Source organism: Pseudomonas sp. A (assembly GCF_056270345.1).
In genome coordinates this window covers 710,242-726,706 of sequence record NZ_CM149873.1, presented here as the reverse complement: position 1 = coordinate 726,706, position 16,465 = coordinate 710,242, and the positions used below count along the sequence as shown (strand labels likewise).

Here is a 16,465-nt window from a genome sequence, read left to right as displayed (position 1 = left end):
TTGATCCGTTGATCAATTGCGCCAGCGGTTATGTTCCTGGCGCCACTGCTGCATCTCGATGACGTTGTCGGTACGCGGCGGGGTCTTGATCTCGAACGGATAGGGCGCGAGTTCAATCTGCATGGTGTGGGCGCCGAACTGGGTGACGGTGCCGGGGTGGCGTTGTTCACCGGTGACGGTGAACTCGAAGTTGTAGATGCGCGCCAGGCGCTTCCTGCCATTGGCGTCACGCACGAAGGCGATGCGTTTGAGCGCCACGGCGTCGTCGAGCAGTTCCAGGTCGAGCTTGGCGCAATGCTGCTTGACCCGTGCCAGGGCCTTTTCGCGCAGCCCGTGGTTGTGCCACAGCCAGGCGCCTGCGGTCGCCACCAGCATCAGGACGAAGAGGTTTTCCAGGGTCAGCATTTGCGTAAGCTCCAGACAGGTCGATCCAGCTTAACTGCGTCTCTGGCCTGTCGTACAGATGGCAATCGGGTTCATACTGCGGGCCGCACACTTATTCACACAGTTTCGGAATCGTCCCGCATGAAACGTACGCCGCACCTGCTCGCCATTCAGTCCCACGTGGTCTTTGGACACGCCGGAAACAGCGCCGCGGTGTTTCCCATGCAGCGGGTTGGGGTCAACGTCTGGCCGCTCAACACCGTACAGTTCTCCAACCATACTCAGTATGGACAGTGGGCTGGGGAAGTGCTTGCCCCAGCGCAAATTCCCGCGTTGGTGGAAGGCATTTCCAATATCGGTGAGCTGGGCCACTGCGATGCGGTGTTGTCGGGCTACCTGGGCAGTGCCGAGCAGGGGCGGGCGATCCTGGCCGGCGTCGAGCGGATCAAGGCGGTCAATCCTAAGGCCTTGTACCTGTGCGACCCGGTCATGGGGCATGCCGAGAAGGGCTGCATCGTACCGGCAGAGGTCAGCGAGTTCCTGCTCGAGGAGGCCGTCGCCAAGGCCGATATCCTGTGCCCGAACCAGCTCGAGCTGGATAGCTTCTGTGGCCGTCGCGCGCAGTCCCTGGACGATTGCGTGAGCATGGCGCGCGGGTTGCTGGAGCGCGGGCCGCAGGTGGTGCTGGTCAAGCACCTGAATTATCCACAGCGGGCGGACGACGCCTTCGAGATGCTGCTGGTGACCCGTGATGCCAGCTGGCACCTGCGCCGGCCCTTGCTGGCCTTCCCACGCCAGCCGGTGGGCGTGGGCGACCTGACCTCCGGGCTGTTCCTCGCCCGCGTGCTGCTGGGTGACGACTGGTTGCAGGCTTTCGAATTCACCGCCGCCGCGGTACATGAGGTGCTGCTGGAAACCCAGGCCTGTACCAGCTATGAGCTGCAGCTGGTGCGGGCCCAGGATCGCATCGCCCATCCACGGGTGCGCTTCGAGGCGCAGCGCCTGATGTACTAGATCGAATCAGCCTTGAGGTTCTGGTAACGCTGTTCCAGCTCCTGGCGGATCTGGCGGCGTTGCTGGCCTTGCAGGAAGCGGCGCTTCTCCTCGCTGCTCTGCGGCTGGCGCGGCGGCACCTTCACCGGGCGACGGTCGTCGTCCACCGCGACCATGGTGAAGAAGCAGCTGTTGGAGTGGCGTACCGAGCGCTCGCGGATGTTCTCGGTGACCACCTTGATGCCCACCTCCATCGAGGTGTTGCCGGTGTAGTTGACCGAGGCGAGGAAGGTCACCAGCTCGCCGACATGCACCGGTTCGCGGAAAATCACCTGGTCCACCGACAGGGTCACCACATAAGTGCCGGCATAGCGGCTGGCGCAGGCATAGGCGACTTCGTCGAGGTACTTGAGCAGGGTGCCGCCGTGTACGTTGCCAGAGAAATTGGCCATGTCCGGTGTCATCAGGACGGTCATGGTCAGCTGGGCGTTTCCAGGTTCCATAGAGAGCTCACGGTGAATTTGCACGGATTCGGGGCGGGTATCTGCAGACACTTCTGTTTCCCCTCGTTGAGGTTTCCCATCCTGGTACGGGACGTCGGCTGACGCTCCATCGTCACGCCAATCTTGCCATCGGCGGTGTCGAATCGGCCGATCTGTTTCTGCATATTGCATCGGCAATTTGTGGCACGGCGCGATGTTAACCTGACGACGCCCATGCAACGTGGGCTTTTGCGTCTATCACAAGATTATGTGCCTGCTCCGCGCCGAAGGATCGTCCGGCAGAGGAGCGGTTCGCCCCGAGCACTGAAAACAAGGAGTATCACGCCATGCATGCCATCAGCTTCATCCAGGACCTGGCGGTGATCATGCTGGTTGCCGGGGTGGTCACCATCCTCTTTCATCGCCTCAAGCAGCCGGTGGTGCTGGGTTATATCGTCGCTGGTTTCATCATCGGCCCGCATACGCCGCCGTTCGGCCTGATCCACGACGAAGACACCATCAAGACCCTGGCCGAGCTGGGGGTGATCTTCCTGATGTTCTGCCTGGGCCTGGAGTTCAGCCTGCGCAAGCTGTTCAAGGTCGGCGCCACGGCCTTCATCGCGGCCTTCCTGGAAATCGTGCTGATGATCTGGATCGGTTTCGAGATCGGTCGCTGGTTCGGCTGGAACACCATGGATTCGCTGTTCCTCGGGGCGATCCTGGCGATCTCCTCGACCACCATCATCGTCAAGGCGCTCAACGACCTGAAGATGAAGAACGAGCGTTTCGCCCAGCTGATCTTCGGCGTGTTGATCGTCGAGGACATCCTCGGCATCGGTATCATCGCACTGCTGTCGGGCATCGCCGTCAGTGGCTCGGTGAGCTCCGGCGAAGTGTTCTCCACCGTGGGCAAGCTGTCGCTGTTCATGATCGTCGCGCTGGTCATCGGCATCCTGCTGGTGCCGCGGCTGCTGGCCTACGTGGCGAAATTCGAAAGCAACGAGATGCTGCTGATCACCGTGCTGGGCCTGTGTTTCGGTTTCTGCCTGCTGGTGGTCAAGCTCGAGTACAGCATGGTGCTCGGCGCCTTCCTGATCGGTGCGATCATGGCCGAGTCGCGCCAGCTGCTGAAGATCGAGCGCCTGATCGAGCCGGTTCGCGACCTGTTCAGCGCCATCTTCTTCGTCGCCATCGGCTTGATGATCGACCCGTCGATCCTGGTCGAGTACGCCTGGCCGATCGTGGTCATCACCCTGGCGGTGGTACTGGGCAAGATGCTCTCCTGCGGCTTGGGCGCGTTCATCGCCGGCAACGACGGGCGCACCTCGTTGCGCGTGGGGATGGGGCTTTCGCAGATCGGCGAGTTCTCCTTCATCATCGCCGCCCTGGGGGTGACCCTGCAGGTCACCAGTGACTTTCTCTATCCGGTCGCAGTGGCGGTGTCGGCCATCACCACCTTGCTGACACCGTACCTGATCCGTGCCGCCGATCCGTTGTCGATCAGGCTGGGCAAGGTGGTGCCGAGCCGCGTGGCACGGGTGCTGTCGTTGTACGGCGAGTGGTTGCGCAGCATCCAGCCGCAGGGCGAGGGGGCCATGCTGGCGGCGATGATCCGACGCATTCTGCTGCAAGTCGGGGTCAACCTGGCGCTGGTGATCGCGATCTTCTTCAGTGGCGGCTACTTCGCCGGGCGCATCGGCAGCTGGTTGAGCGAGTGGGTGGCGGACGCCGGCCAGCAGAAGGCGATGATCTGGGGCGCGGCATTGCTGTTGTCGCTGCCGTTCCTGATCGCGGCGTATCGCAAGCTCAAGGCGTTGTCGATGCTGCTGGCGGAGATGGGCGTCAAGCCCGAGATGGCCGGGCGGCATACCCAGCGGGTACGGCGGGTGATCGCCGAGGTGATTCCGCTGCTGTCACTGCTGGTGATCTTCCTGCTGCTGTCGGCCTTGTCGGCAAGCATCCTGCCGACCAGCGAACTGCTGCTGGTCATCGTGGTGGTGGCGGCGGTGGTGGTGGCGCTGCTGTGGCGCTGGTTGATCCGGGTGCATACGCGGATGCAGGTGGCGTTGCTGGAGACGCTGGAGAACAGCCGCGATCATTCGCACTGAGCGGGCGGTTAACGCTTTCTGCGCAAGATTTCACCGTCGTCCGAGGGGATGGAGCGGTAGCAGTGTCGCCAGGCGCAGAGAGCCTGGCGATTCTACGAGTGATTGGTAGCTATAAGCCATCACTTTATGCGGGTATTTCTCATTCAGCTTTCCAGCCAGACATCCCGTGCCCAGTGCCAGACCGATTCCCAGCTTTCCTCGGTGACGATTTCTTCTTCGCCGGACCACAGCACCACGGTGCCGTCCTCTTCGACGCAGTAGTAGTCGTCTCCGTCCTGGCAGATGGGAATGAGATCGCGGGGCACACCGGCGTCCCAGGCGTTGGCCGCCACTTCCGGCAGGTAGGTGTGGGATTGCGGATCGGTCACGGTCACCGGCTCGAGGCTACCGTACACCACGTCGCTGACGGTCAGCAGGTATTCCTTGAACACGAACGGGATGTTGATGAACAGCTCTTCCTCGATCTCGACCAGCTGATCCTCGTCCGGCAGCTCCAGCGGCACCGGTACCGGCTCGTTGGCTTCACGGAGTTGTTCGATCACTTCTTCCACGGTTCACATCCTCTGACCTTATGACAACGCTGCGCGTTATACCCTAGTAGGCCGCTCTGGCAAAAGCAAAAACCCCGGGACAGGCCCGGGGTTTTTTCTGCAACGTGCGACGGTTAACCGTTTTGGCGGATACCGGCCAGCAGCCAAGGCTGGTTTTCGCCATGGGCGCGAACCATGTGCCAGCTTTCGCTGAAGGCTTCGCCCTGGTCGAAGCGCGAGGTCTTCGACACGCCACGGAAGGTCAGGGTGGCGTCGGTCTGGTCGGCGCGCTCGTCGACGCCGTCCAGTTGCACATCGAGGTCGTCGATGTAGGTGGACTGGAAGCCTTCACCCTGCTCGGCGCGCTCGCGCTTGAGGAACTCGAGCATCTGCGGGGTGACGAACTCGGCGATTTTGTCCATCTCGTTGGCGTCCCAGTGCTGCTGCAGCGACTGGAAGTGCGAACGGGCGGCGGACAGGAAGCTGGCTTCGTTGAACCAGGCCGGGGCGTTGATCACAGGCGAGGCGACCGGTGCGGCGGAGCCGCCGAAGATCGACTGCGGTGCGGCCTGCGGCTGTGCTTCGCGCTGGTACGGGGCGTGGCCGGCGGCAGCGTGTTGCGGCTGCTGCTGGCGACGGCGCGCGGCGATGAAGCGGAAGACCAGGAAGGCGATCAGGCCCATGATCAGGAAATCGAGGATCTGCATGCCGTCGAAGCCGTCGCCCATGAACATGGAGGCCAGCAGGCCACCGGCGGCGAGGCCGGCGAGTGGGCCCAGCCAGCGCGAGGCACCGCTGGCGGCAGCGGGTGCGCGGCCAGGAGCGGTCGGGGCGGCGGCAGGCGTGGTCGGGGTGGCCTGGCGGGTCTGGTGGATAGGCGCGGAGCCCGAGCTCTTGCCACCACCGAAGCGCTTGGCGTTGGCGTCGAGGCTCAGCGTCAGGCCGACGCAGAGCGCCAGAGCGATGCTAAGAAAACGTTGCATAAGATGGGGATTCCCGTTTGTGTGGATTGCACGCGCGTCATGGTGCACATGAACTGGCAGACATAGCCAGCGACAAGATGTTTCGAGCTTTTGCCTGATCGCCCGGATCTACGCGTTCACCTGTAGGAGCGGCCTTGTGCCGCGAAAGGGCTGCGCAGCAGCCCCTGTTGCGGTGTGACGCTGAAATTGCCGGGGCCGCTTTGCGGCCCTTTCGCGGCACGAGGCCGCTCCTACAGGCGCGTGTCGTTCAGTCCAGTCAGATAGCTTCCAGCTTGGCGTAGCCCAGCATCAGCCATTTGCTGCCCTCGGAGAAGTTCACCTGCACCCGTGCCTGGGCCCCGGAGCCCTCGAAGTTGAGGATTACGCCCTCGCCGAACACCGCATGCTGCACCCGCTGGCCGAGGCTGAAGGCGGTCTGCGGGATGCTGGCGTTGGCGAACAGGCTGCTGGCCGGCGTCTTCGCGCCACCGAACGGACGGCTGACGGTGTTCGACAGGCGCACCTCCTGCACCAGTCCGGCGGGGATCTCCCGGACGAAGCGCGACACCTTGTTGTAGGTCTCGCTGCCATATAGTCGACGGGTCTCGGCGTAGGTCATGACCAGCTGGCGCATGGCCCGGGTAATCCCCACGTAGGCCAGGCGGCGCTCCTCTTCAAGACGACCGGGCTCTTCCAGGCTCATCTTGTGCGGGAACAGGCCTTCCTCCATGCCTACCAGGAACACGTACGGGAACTCCAGGCCCTTGGCACTGTGCAGGGTCATCAGCTGGATGCTGTCCTCGTGCTCGTCGGCCTGGGTGTCGCCAGCCTCCAGCGAAGCGTGGCCGAGGAACGCCGACAGCGGCGAGAGGTCGGCGTCTTCGTCACTGGTCTCGAAGTTGCGCGCCGCGCTGACCAGTTCCTCAAGGTTTTCCACCCGGGCCTGGCCTTTCTCGCCTTTTTCTTCCTGGTGATAGACGATCAGCCCGGACTGCTCGATGACCGTCTGGGTCATCAGGTGCAGCGGCATGTCCAGCACCTTGGCGGCGAGGTTCTCGAGCAGCTCGATGAACGCGCCCAGGGCGCTGGCGGCGCGGCCCTTGAGGGCCTTGGCGGCGAGCAGCTGGCACATGGCTTCCCACATCGACAACTGGCTGTGGCGGGCGTGGTCGCGGATGGCCTCAACGGTCTTTTCGCCGATGCCCCGTGGCGGCACGTTGATCACCCGCTCTAGCGCCGCGTCGTTGCCGCGACCTTCGAGCAGGCGCAGGTAGGCCATGGCGTTCTTGATCTCGGCGCGCTCGAAGAAGCGCTGGCCGCCATAGATGCGGTACGGGATGCGTTCGCGCAGCAGGGCCTCTTCCAGCACCCGCGACTGGGCGTTGGAGCGGTACAGGATGGCCACTTCGTTACGCGCGTTGCCCTGCTTGATCAGGCTTTCGATGGTCTCGACCACGTAGCGCGCTTCGTCATGCTCGTTGTAGGCGGCGTAGAGCGTCAGCGGCTCGCCTTCGCCCATGTCGGTCCACAGTTCCTTGCCCAGGCGCCCGCTGTTGTTGGCGATCAGGGCGTTGGCGGCCTTGAGGATGCCGCCGGTGGAGCGGTAGTTCTGCTCCAGGCGGATCAGCTCGGCGTCCGGGAAGTCGGCGGTGTACTGGTGGATGTTCTCGATCTTGGCGCCACGCCAGCCGTAGATCGACTGGTCGTCGTCGCCCACCGCCATCAGGCTGTCGCCACCGGAGGCCAGCAGGCGCAACCAGGCGTATTGCACGGCGTTGGTGTCCTGGAACTCGTCCACCAGCAGGTGGCGGAAGCGGCGCTGGTAGTGCCTGAGCAGGTCCGGGTGGTCGCGCCACAGATCGAGGGCGCGCAGCAGCAGCTCGGAGAAGTCGATGACCCCGGCGCGGTCGCAGGCCTGCTCGTAGGCGACATAGATGTCGCGCATGGTGGCCAGGAACAGGTCGCCGCTGGCCTGGATATGGCGTGGGCGCAGGCCTTCGTCCTTCTGCCCGTTGATGAACCACTGGACCTGGCGCGCCGGCCATTTCTGCTCGTCCAGGCCCATCTCGCGGATCACCCGCTTGATCAGGCGCTGCTGGTCGTCGCTGTCGAGGATCTGGAAGTTCTGCGCCAGCCCCGCCTCCTGCCAGTGCGCCCGCAGCAGGCGGTGGGCCAGGCCGTGGAAGGTGCCGACCCACATGCCGGCCGGGTTGATGCCCAGCAGTTGCTCGATCCGCTGGCGCATTTCCGCCGCGGCCTTGTTGGTGAAGGTCACCGACAGGATCGAGTGCGGCGAGGCCTGCTCGACCTGGATCAGCCAGGCGATGCGGTGCACCAGCACGCGGGTCTTGCCCGAGCCGGCGCCGGCCAGAACCAGTTGGCGCCCCACCGAGGCCGCCACGGCCTGGCGTTGAGCGTCGTTGAGGGAGTTCAGCAGGAGGGAGAGGTCGTCATTATGCATCCGGGCATTCTATGGCCGCGCGAAGGCAGGGGCAAACGCCCCGGGTGCAAATCGCCGGGCGGACGCTCGACCGTTCATCGGTGGTCTTGCCCGGCACCCGTGGTTGAGCGGTCAGACCTGGACGCAGCAGACATTTTCGAAATCATGACGCAGAGCAGTTTGGTCCGACGCGGTGCTTGTGTATGCTCCCTGCACATTTGCGGTCAGCCATAACAAGAACACAAAAGAAACCAGCCAATATGACCCAGGATTGCGGGGCGATCGGAGCATCGCCGGAGACGACAAGGAGCGTTCGCAGGCAATTCGCCACCCAGCTGTCGATCGAGCGTACTCGCCTGCTGTACCAGGGCTCGTTGTTGCCCACCTTGTTCATGCTGCTCAACGGCCTGCTCTGCGCCTGGCTGCTGTGGAGCCCTGCGCGCTATCTGCTGGTCGGGGTGTGGCTGGCCTGGTTGCTGGCGCTGGTGGCGCTGCGGGTGATCCAGGTGGCGGCCTTCGACGCGGCGACGCCGGCGCGCCAGGCCAAGCCGACCTGGCGGCGCATGTTCCTGCTCGGCTCGGCGTTCAGCGGCCTGACCTTGGCCAGCGCGGTCATCGCCCTGGCGCCGGCGGACAACTTCGTGCAGCAGGCCTGGGTCTTCGGCCTGCTCGGCGCGGCGGCGTTGTCCGCCAGTGTCGCCTACGCGGTGAGCCTGCCGGCGTTTCTCAGCTTCGCCCTGCCGTGCCTGCTGCCGCCGATCGCGTTTCTGTTCGTCTATGACGCCGGGCACCAGCGCGGCTGGGGCTGGCTGGGGCTGATCCTGCTGGTGGCGCTGATGGTGGTGGCCTGGCAGGTCAATCGCCTGATCGAGCGCGGCCTGCTGCGCCGCTTCCAGAACCAGGCGCTGATCGAGCACCTGCAGAACGCCCAGCGCCATGGCGAGGGCCTCAACCGTCAGCTCAGCGCCGAGATCGCCCAACGACGCCGGGCCGAGGACGACCTGCGCAAGGCCCATGCCGGCCTCGAGCAGCGGGTGGCCCAACGCAGTCATGAGCTGGATCTGGCCAACCAGGCCCTGAGCAAGAGCGAGCAGCGCCTGGCCCTGGCCTTGCAAGCCAGCGAACTCGGGCTGTGGGACTGGAACCTGGAAACCGACGAGGTCCACCACACCCAGTTGCACACTTTATTTGGCCTGGATCCGGAGCAGGTGCGCTCGGTGCGCGCCGACCTCAAGCCACGGCTGCATCCTGATGATCTGCCTGTGCTGCGGCGCACGCTGGTCGAGCACCTCAAGGGGCGCACCGAGGACTACCGGGTCGAGTACCGGGTACGCCACGCCCAGGGGCACTGGTGCTGGATCGAGGACCGTGGGCGGGCGGTGGAGTCCGATGACCAGGGCAAGGTCCTGCGCATGCTCGGCACCCGCCGCGACATCACCGCGCAGAAGGAACAGGAAGAGCAGCAGCGCTTGGCCGCGACGGTATTCGAGGCGGCCAGCGAAGGGATCGCCATTCTCGACGCGGACTTCCAGTTGCTGGCGGTGAACCAGGCCTTCTGCGATGTCACCGGCTACGGCCGGGCCGAGCTGATCGCCCGCAATGCCCTGGAACTGCCCTGCAGCCGCGATGCCCGGCGCCACAGCCAGGCCATCGACCAAGCGTTGGAGCAGCAGGGCCGCTGGCAGGGCGAGCTGGTCGAGGCGCGCAAGAACGGCGAGCTCTACCCGCAGTGGCTGCAACTGAACAGCGTGAATGACCCTCGGGGACGGATCGTCAACATCGTCGGCTTCTTTACCGACCTGTCCGCACGCCGTGAGTCCGAGGAGCGCCTGCGCTACCTGGCGCACTACGATGACCTCACCGGGCTTGCCAACCGGGCGCTGTTCCGCCTGCGCTTGCACGAAGCGGCGCAGCGCATGCGCCTGAACGGTCGCAGCCTGGCGCTGCTGCATGTGGACCTGGACCGTTTCAAGCTGCTCAACGAGAGCCTGGGGCATGAACTGGCGGACCAGCTGCTCAAGAAGATGGCCCAGCGCCTGGCCAACGCGGTGCCGGAGGCCGATACCGTGGCGCGCCTGTCCGGCGACGAGTTCGCCGTGCTGTTCGACGGCTACACCAACCTGTCGAGCCTGGTGCGCGTCACCACCCGGCTGCTCGACAAGCTGCGCGTGCCCCAGCGCGTCGGCGGGCACGAGGTGGTGATCAGCGCCTCGGTAGGTATCAGCCTGTTGTCCGACGCCACCCTGGACCTCAATGCCCTGGTCAGCCAGGCCGACATGGCCAAGCAGCATGCCAAGCACCTGGGCGGCGACAGCTTCCAGTTCTACACCGAGAGCCTGCGCGCCAGCACCCTGGAGCGCCTGCAACTGGAGAACCAGCTGCGCAAGGCCATCGACGAGCGCCAGTTGCTGGTCTACTACCAGCCCAAGCTGTGCCTGCGCACCGGCCAGCTGCATGCGGCCGAGGCGTTGGTGCGCTGGCTGCACCCCGAGTGGGGCATGGTGCCGCCCGGTGAGTTCATCGGCCTAGCCGAGGAGACCGGGCTGATCGCGCCCATGGGTGAGTTCGTGCTGCGCCAGGCTTGCTGGCAGGCGTGCGAATGGTTGCGCCAGGGCCTGGAGGTGCGCGTTTCGGTCAACCTGTCGGTGTACCAGCTGCGCCAGGGCAAACTGGTCAGCCTGGTGCGCCAGGTCCTGCAGGAGTCAGGCCTGGCGCCGCACCTGCTGGAGTTGGAGCTGACCGAAAGCCAGTTGCTGGACAGCGTCGAGCACATCATCACCACCTTCGAACAGCTGCACGCGTTGGGGGTGAAGCTGGCCATCGACGATTTCGGCACCGGCTACTCGTCGCTGAGCTACCTCAAGCGGTTCCCGGTCGACTACGTGAAGATCGACCAGGCATTCATCCGTGGTCTGTTAGAAGGGACTCAGGACGCGGCGATCACCCGGGCGATCATCGCCATGGCCAAGAGCCTGCGACTGAAGGTAGTGGCCGAAGGGGTGGAAACCCGCGAGCAATTGCAGTTCCTGCGCGAGCATGGCTGTGACGAGGTGCAGGGTTACCTGATCAGCCGGCCGGTGGACGCGACCTCGTTCCGCGCGCTGCTTGATCGCTCGACGGCCGACCTGTTGCGCTGAAGGTCGGCCTTTTCAAGGCGTTGATAATAGGCGCCCGGCTTGGAGTTGCCGGGGCTGCTTTGCAGCCGTTTCGCGGCACGAGGCCGCTCCTACAGGTGCCAGGCCTGGCCTTGGCGTGCCAACAGGCTGTTGGCCTGTTCCGGGCCATTGCTGCCGGCGGGGTAGGGACGTGGCGCCTGGAAGTGCTCCTCCCAGCCCTGCAGGATCGGGTCGATCCAGGCCCAGGCGGCCTCGACCTCGTCGCGGCGCATGAACAGTGTCGAGTCGCCTTCCAGCACATCCAGCAGCAGCCGCTCGTAGGCGTCCCAGCGGCGGGTCTGGGCGAAGGCCTGGGCGAGGTTCAGGTCCAGTTCGACCGGTGCCAGGCGCATGCCCTTGCCCGGGCTCTTGGTCATCATGCGCAGGCTGATGTGCTCGTCCGGCTGTAGCTGGATCAGCAGCTGGTTGACCTGACCGCCGCTGAACAGCTCGTGAGGCACCGGCTTGAACTGGATGACGATCTGCGACGAGCGCCGCGCCATGCGCTTGCCGGTGCGCAGGTAGAAGGGCACGCCGGCCCAGCGCCAGTTGTCGATGTGCGCCTGCACCGCGACGAAGGTCTCGGTGTCGCTGTCGTTGTCCACGTCCTTCTCGAAGTAGTAGGCCGGTACTTCCTGGCCGCCGATCTTGCCGGCGCCGTACTGGCCGCGCACGGTCTTGTCCTGCACGTCCTGGCCGGTGATGGGCTTGAGCGCGCGGAGGATCTTCACCTTTTCGTCGCGCACCGCCTCGGCCTCGAACTGCGCCGGCGGCTCCATGGCCACCAGGCAGAGCAATTGCAGCAGGTGGTTCTGCAGCATGTCGCGGGTGGCGCCGGCACGGTCGTAGTAGGCGCCGCGGTTTTCCACGCCAAGGGTCTCGCAGACGCTGATCTGCACATGGTCGACCTGGCCGTTGCGCCACACCGGCTCCAGCAGGGCATTGGCAAAGCGCAGCGCCATGAGGTTCTGCACGGTTTCCTTGCCCAGGTAGTGGTCGATGCGGAACACCTGCGGTTCGCTGAACACCGCACCGATGGCCTCGTTGATCGCGGTGGCCGACTCCAGCGAGTGACCGATGGGCTTCTCCAGCACGATGCGCGCCTCGCTGTCGGCAAGGCCGGCGATGCGCAGGTGGTTGGCGATGGGCACGAACAGCTTGGGCGCGGTGGCCAGGTAGAAGATCCGGGTCAACCCGCCAGGTTCGCCCAGGTAGCGGGCCAGGCGACCGAAGTCGGCGCTTTGCGCGGCGTCCATGGGGAAATAGTCCAGGCGTGCGCAGAAGCGCTGCCAGACGTCCTCGTCGAAGTCCTGGCGGGCGATCTGCGCCCGGCAGTGGCGTTCGGCGAGCTTGAGGTAGTCGTTGCGCGAAAGGTTGCGCCGGGCCAGGGCAATGATTCGCACGGCGTTGTGCAGGCGGGCCTCGCGATACAGGTGGTAGAGCGCCGGGAGCAGTTTGTGCAGGGCCAGGTCGCCCGTGCCGCCGAAGACCAGGATGTCGCAAGGAATCGTCAAACCACCACTCTCCACGTTCGTTTAGCTGGGCGGGTTGGCAAGCATGTAGTATAACTACAAGAAAGCTACATCCCGGCACGCCGATCATAACCGAGTCCAGCCCGTGAATCTGTTGCAACATATCGACCAATCGCGGCACCTGCTGCGTAAATCGGAACTCAAAGTGGCCGACCATGTGCTGCTCGATCCGGCTGCCGTCATGCACAGCTCGATGGCCGACCTGGCGCACAGCGTGGGGATCAGCGAGCCAACCATCGTGCGCTTTTGCCGGGCGATAGGCTGTTCGGGCTTCCAGGACCTCAAGCTCAAGCTGGCGCAGAGCCTGGCCGCCGGCGCCAGTTTCGGCCAGTTTGCCATCCATGAAGACGACTCGGTCGCCGACTACAGCCTGAAGATCTTCGACACCACCCTGCACACGCTGATGGAAGTGCGCGAGCACCTCGACCCGCAAGCGCTGCAGCAGGCGGTGACCGCCATGGCCCAGGCCCAGCGCGTGGAGTTCTACGGCTTTGGCGCTTCCGGCGCGGTCGCGGCCGATGCCCAGCACAAGTTCTTCCGCCTGCTGCTCAGCGCCGCGGCCTATTCCGACCCGCACATGCAGGCGATGTCAGCGGTCACCCTGAAGCCGGGCGATGTGGCGGTGTGCATTTCGCAGTCGGGGCGTTCCAAGGACCTGCTGATCACCGCCAACCTGGTGCGTGAAAGCGGCGCCAACCTGATCACCCTGTGCCCGAGCCAGACGCCGCTGGCCGAATTGTCGACGGTCAACCTGGCCATCGACGTGCATGAAGACACCGAGATCTACACCCCGCTGACCTCGCGTATCGCCCACCTGGTGGTGATCGACGTGCTGGCCATGGGCGTGGCCATGGCCCGTGGGCCAAGCCTGGTCAACCACCTCAAGAGCGTGAAGCGCAGCTTGCGCAGCCTGCGTTTGTCGCCGAAGTCGATCAAGGCCACCGACGACTGATCGCCTGTACCGGCCTCTTCGCGGGTAAACCCGCTCCCACAGGATTCCCCTCCAGCCTCAGGTGCTGTGGTGAATCTGTGGGAGCGGGTTTACCCGCGAATGGGCCGACAGAATTCATCGATCTGTCACCCTTTGGCAGCGAAACGGCAAAACAAGCTTGCCAGTCTGAAACTCCCGCATCCTATCTGGGAGACAGGCAATGGCACATGATCACGCAGGTGTGTACCAACCCAACGCCAAGGCTCGCAAGCAACAGGAAAAGGACCAGCGCCGCATGGAGTTCCGTCGCGCGATCGAAAGCTACTGCGACCAGCGCCAGCTGCTGCGCGAACTGGCCGACTACCCCGACCTGCAGGACATCACGGTGTGGCAGGTATCGGCGGCAACTTCCCCGAGAAACGCTCAACAAGCCCACTGATTTGCGCACGTTCGCCGCGGATGAACGCCTGGAACGCCAAGGCGACCGGCGACTGGCGCTTGCTTTTGGATTGCACCAGGCACCAGCTGCGGTACAGCGGCAACTCCTCCACCGGCAGTTCCCTGAGCACGCCGGTGGCCAGCTCCAAATTGACTGCGTGGCGGGTCAGCAGGGCGATGCCCAGGCCGGCCACCACGCATTCGCGCTGGGCATCGGTTGAGGCTACCTCGAGGGTCTGGGTGAAGTGCACGCGCTTGTCCTTGAAGAACTCCTCGCAGGCCTTGCGCGTGCCCGAGCCCTGCTCGCGAACCAGCAGGGTATGAGGTTCGAGGTCCTGCAGGCGAAGTTGCTCCAGCTTGCACAGCGGGTGGTCCGGCGGTGCCACGGCGATGATCGGGTTGTTGAGGAAGGGCAGGAATTCCAGACCCATGTCCTGGGGCACCATGGACATGATGGTCAGGTCGTCGCGGTTGTCCGAAAGGCGCCGGATCGCCTGGGCCCGGTTGACCACCGTGAGGGTGAGGTTGACCTCCGGGTGGCGCTGCTTGAAGGCGGCGAACAGGTGTGGCACGAAGTACTTGGCGCTGGACTCGATCGCCAGTTTCAGCTGCCCCTGCAATGAGCCCTGCAGGTCCGACAGCTGCATGTCGAGGTTCTCCAGGCGCCCGAAGATATCCCGGCTGGCGCGTTGCAGCGCCTCGGCCGCCTCGGTCAGGTAGAGCTTCTTGCCGACGTACTCGAACAGCGGCTGGCCGACCAGCTCCTCGAGTTGGCGGATCTGTAGACTAACGGCGGGTTGCGTCAGCGCCATCTCCTCGGCCGCCCGGCTGTAGGAGCGCAGATCACACACCTCGTTGAACACCTGAAGTTGACGTAAAGTCATACGCATCAAGGACTTACGCATTTTTTCCGGGGCTCCGGCAAAACCTTGTTACCTCACTATAAGCTTTTGCTAATACTGCCCCTAACAAATATTGATTTTTGTTTATCGATCTTCAGCGCTAGGGTGAATATGCGACTGGCCAGCGACGTCTGGTCACGCGCCGACCGGTAAAACCGGATCGTCTGTTCCTACGGCTTTGGGAAGACTCCAGTGATAACAAAAATCCTGATCGCCAACCGGGGTGAGATCGCAGTTCGGATCGTGCGTGCCTGCGCCGAGATGGGCATTCGCTCCGTCGCGATCTATGCCGACGCCGACCGTCACGCCCTGCACGTCAAGCGCGCCGACGAGGCCTACAGCATCGGTGCCGAGCCCCTGGCCGGCTACCTGAACCCGCGCAAGCTGGTGAACCTTGCTGTCGAGACCGGCTGCGATGCCCTGCATCCAGGCTACGGTTTCCTGTCGGAAAACGCCGAACTGGCAGAAATCTGCGCCGAACGTGGAATCAAGTTCATCGGCCCGTCCGCTGATGTCATTCGCCGCATGGGCGACAAGACCGAAGCGCGCCGCACCATGATCGCGGCCGGTGTCCCGGTCACCCCCGGCACCGAAGGCAACGTCGCCGATATCCATGAAGCCCTGCGCGAGGGTGACCGCATCGGTTACCCGGTGATGCTCAAGGCCACCTCCGGTGGCGGCGGGCGTGGCATCCGCCGCTGCAACAGCCGTGAAGAGCTGGAGCAGAACTTCCCCCGTGTCATCTCCGAGGCCACCAAGGCCTTCGGCTCGGCGGAAGTGTTCCTGGAAAAATGCATCGTCAACCCCAAGCACATCGAGGCGCAGATCCTCGGTGACAGCTTCGGCAACGTGGTGCACCTGTTCGAGCGCGATTGCTCGATCCAGCGCCGCAACCAGAAGCTCATCGAGATTGCTCCGAGCCCGCAGCTCACCCCCGAGCAGCGCGCCTATATCGGCGACCTGGCGGTGCGCGCAGCCAAGGCGGTGGACTACGAGAACGCCGGTACCGTGGAGTTCCTGCTCGCCGATGGCGAGGTGTACTTCATGGAAATGAACACGCGGGTGCAGGTGGAACACACCATCACCGAGGAAATCACCGGCATCGACATCGTCCGCGAGCAGATTCGCATCGCCTCCGGCCTGCCGCTGTCGATCAAGCAGGAAGACATCCAGCACCGCGGCTTCGCGTTGCAGTTCCGCATCAACGCCGAAGATCCGAAGAACAACTTCCTGCCCAGCTTCGGCAAGATCACCCGCTACTACGCTCCCGGCGGCCCCGGCGTGCGCACTGACACGGCGATCTATACCGGCTACACCATCCCGCCGTTCTACGACTCCATGTGCCTGAAACTGGTGGTCTGGGCACTGACCTGGGAAGAAGCCATGGACCGCGGCCTGCGAGCCCTGGACGACATGCGCGTGCAGGGGGTGAAGACCACCGCCGCGTATTACCAGGAAATCCTGCGCAACCCGGAATTCCGCAGCGGGCAGTTCAACACCAGCTTCGTCGAAAGCCACCCTGAACTGACCAACTACTCGATCAAGCGCAAACCCGAAGAGCTGGCCCTGGCCATCGCCGCCGCCATCGCCGCGCACGCAGGCCTGTGA

The 16,465-nt window shown here is 64.3% G+C and carries 13 protein-coding genes; 6 read left to right on the top strand and 7 right to left on the bottom strand.

Going from position 1 to position 16,465, the window contains the following annotated elements:
- Positions 1 to 12 precede the first annotated feature (12 nt).
- Positions 13 to 405 (bottom strand): DUF3301 domain-containing protein, encoded by a 393-nt coding sequence (locus AC0MAZ_RS03225; RefSeq protein ID WP_023629680.1) that lies wholly within the window; start codon positions 403 to 405, stop codon positions 13 to 15.
- A 120-nt stretch (positions 406 to 525) separates the two neighbouring features.
- Between AC0MAZ_RS03225 and pdxY the strand changes: the two genes are divergently transcribed.
- A complete protein-coding gene (pdxY, locus tag AC0MAZ_RS03220) occupies positions 526 to 1,398 on the top strand; it encodes a pyridoxal kinase PdxY (protein WP_203649315.1) in 873 nt (290 codons plus the stop codon).
- On the opposite strand, the gene AC0MAZ_RS03215 is transcribed toward pdxY, so the two are convergent.
- Positions 1,395 to 1,880, bottom strand: a complete 486-nt coding sequence (locus tag AC0MAZ_RS03215; protein WP_050707577.1) for an acyl-CoA thioesterase — start codon at positions 1,878 to 1,880, stop codon at positions 1,395 to 1,397. The genes pdxY and AC0MAZ_RS03215 overlap by 4 nt on opposite strands.
- 326 nt (positions 1,881 to 2,206) lie before the next feature.
- Here AC0MAZ_RS03215 and AC0MAZ_RS03210 point away from each other — a divergent pair, with 326 nt between their 5' ends.
- Positions 2,207 to 3,967 (top strand): cation:proton antiporter, encoded by a 1,761-nt coding sequence (locus tag AC0MAZ_RS03210; RefSeq protein WP_203649317.1) that lies wholly within the window; start codon positions 2,207 to 2,209, stop codon positions 3,965 to 3,967.
- Between the two features lie 143 nt (positions 3,968 to 4,110).
- On the opposite strand, the gene AC0MAZ_RS03205 is transcribed toward AC0MAZ_RS03210, so the two are convergent.
- The 3 genes from AC0MAZ_RS03205 to uvrD all read right to left on the bottom strand — a co-directional run bounded on the left by AC0MAZ_RS03205 (position 4,111) and on the right by uvrD (position 7,920).
- The gene (locus AC0MAZ_RS03205; RefSeq protein ID WP_028689999.1) at positions 4,111 to 4,518 is read right to left on the bottom strand and encodes an SMI1/KNR4 family protein; all 408 of its coding nucleotides are present in this window, start codon (positions 4,516 to 4,518) and stop codon (positions 4,111 to 4,113) included.
- Positions 4,519 to 4,631: 113 nt separating this feature from the next.
- Positions 4,632 to 5,480, bottom strand: a complete 849-nt coding sequence (locus AC0MAZ_RS03200) for a Tim44 domain-containing protein (RefSeq protein ID WP_062360080.1) — start codon at positions 5,478 to 5,480, stop codon at positions 4,632 to 4,634.
- Between the two features lie 256 nt (positions 5,481 to 5,736).
- Complete coding sequence (gene uvrD / locus AC0MAZ_RS03195; RefSeq protein ID WP_203649319.1) at positions 5,737 to 7,920, bottom strand: DNA helicase II; 2,184 nt, start codon at positions 7,918 to 7,920, stop codon at positions 5,737 to 5,739.
- Between the two features lie 239 nt (positions 7,921 to 8,159).
- Here uvrD and AC0MAZ_RS03190 point away from each other — a divergent pair, with 239 nt between their 5' ends.
- Positions 8,160 to 11,036 (top strand): EAL domain-containing protein, encoded by a 2,877-nt coding sequence (locus AC0MAZ_RS03190; protein ID WP_475860142.1) that lies wholly within the window; start codon positions 8,160 to 8,162, stop codon positions 11,034 to 11,036.
- Positions 11,037 to 11,125: 89 nt separating this feature from the next.
- On the opposite strand, the gene zwf is transcribed toward AC0MAZ_RS03190, so the two are convergent.
- Positions 11,126 to 12,568, bottom strand: coding sequence for a glucose-6-phosphate dehydrogenase (zwf, locus tag AC0MAZ_RS03185; protein ID WP_203649326.1), 1,443 nt, complete (start codon positions 12,566 to 12,568; stop codon positions 11,126 to 11,128).
- Between the two features lie 103 nt (positions 12,569 to 12,671).
- On the opposite strand from zwf, the gene hexR reads away from it, so the two are divergent.
- Positions 12,672 to 13,538: a transcriptional regulator HexR gene (gene hexR, locus AC0MAZ_RS03180; protein ID WP_023630201.1), complete on the top strand. Its 867-nt coding sequence runs from the start codon at positions 12,672 to 12,674 to the stop codon at positions 13,536 to 13,538.
- 199 nt (positions 13,539 to 13,737) lie between these two features.
- Positions 13,738 to 13,956, top strand: a complete 219-nt coding sequence (locus tag AC0MAZ_RS03175) for a PA3496 family putative envelope integrity protein (RefSeq protein WP_203649329.1) — start codon at positions 13,738 to 13,740, stop codon at positions 13,954 to 13,956.
- Here AC0MAZ_RS03175 and AC0MAZ_RS03170 read toward each other — a convergent pair.
- Positions 13,898 to 14,845 (bottom strand): LysR family transcriptional regulator, encoded by a 948-nt coding sequence (locus tag AC0MAZ_RS03170; RefSeq protein WP_203649331.1) that lies wholly within the window; start codon positions 14,843 to 14,845, stop codon positions 13,898 to 13,900. The two genes, AC0MAZ_RS03175 and AC0MAZ_RS03170, sit on opposite strands and share 59 nt — an antisense overlap.
- A 204-nt stretch (positions 14,846 to 15,049) precedes the next feature.
- Here AC0MAZ_RS03170 and AC0MAZ_RS03165 point away from each other — a divergent pair, with 204 nt between their 5' ends.
- Complete coding sequence (locus tag AC0MAZ_RS03165) at positions 15,050 to 16,465, top strand: acetyl-CoA carboxylase biotin carboxylase subunit (protein ID WP_203649333.1); 1,416 nt, start codon at positions 15,050 to 15,052, stop codon at positions 16,463 to 16,465.

Bases quoted from the DNA above. Each gene is read 5' to 3' on its own strand.
- AC0MAZ_RS03225 (WP_023629680.1), bottom strand. From the start codon at position 405: ATGCTGACCCTGGAAAACCTCTTCGTCCTGATGCTGGTGGCGACCGCA.
- pdxY (WP_203649315.1), top strand. From the start codon at position 526: ATGAAACGTACGCCGCACCTGCTCGCCATTCAGTCCCACGTGGTCTTT.
- AC0MAZ_RS03215 (WP_050707577.1), bottom strand. From the start codon at position 1,880: ATGGAACCTGGAAACGCCCAGCTGACCATGACCGTCCTGATGACACCG.
- AC0MAZ_RS03210 (WP_203649317.1), top strand. From the start codon at position 2,207: ATGCATGCCATCAGCTTCATCCAGGACCTGGCGGTGATCATGCTGGTT.
- AC0MAZ_RS03200 (WP_062360080.1), bottom strand. From the start codon at position 5,480: ATGCAACGTTTTCTTAGCATCGCTCTGGCGCTCTGCGTCGGCCTGACG.
- uvrD (WP_203649319.1), bottom strand. From the start codon at position 7,920: ATGCATAATGACGACCTCTCCCTCCTGCTGAACTCCCTCAACGACGCT.
- AC0MAZ_RS03190 (WP_475860142.1), top strand. From the start codon at position 8,160: ATGACCCAGGATTGCGGGGCGATCGGAGCATCGCCGGAGACGACAAGG.
- AC0MAZ_RS03175 (WP_203649329.1), top strand. From the start codon at position 13,738: ATGGCACATGATCACGCAGGTGTGTACCAACCCAACGCCAAGGCTCGC.
- AC0MAZ_RS03170 (WP_203649331.1), bottom strand. From the start codon at position 14,845: ATGCGTATGACTTTACGTCAACTTCAGGTGTTCAACGAGGTGTGTGAT.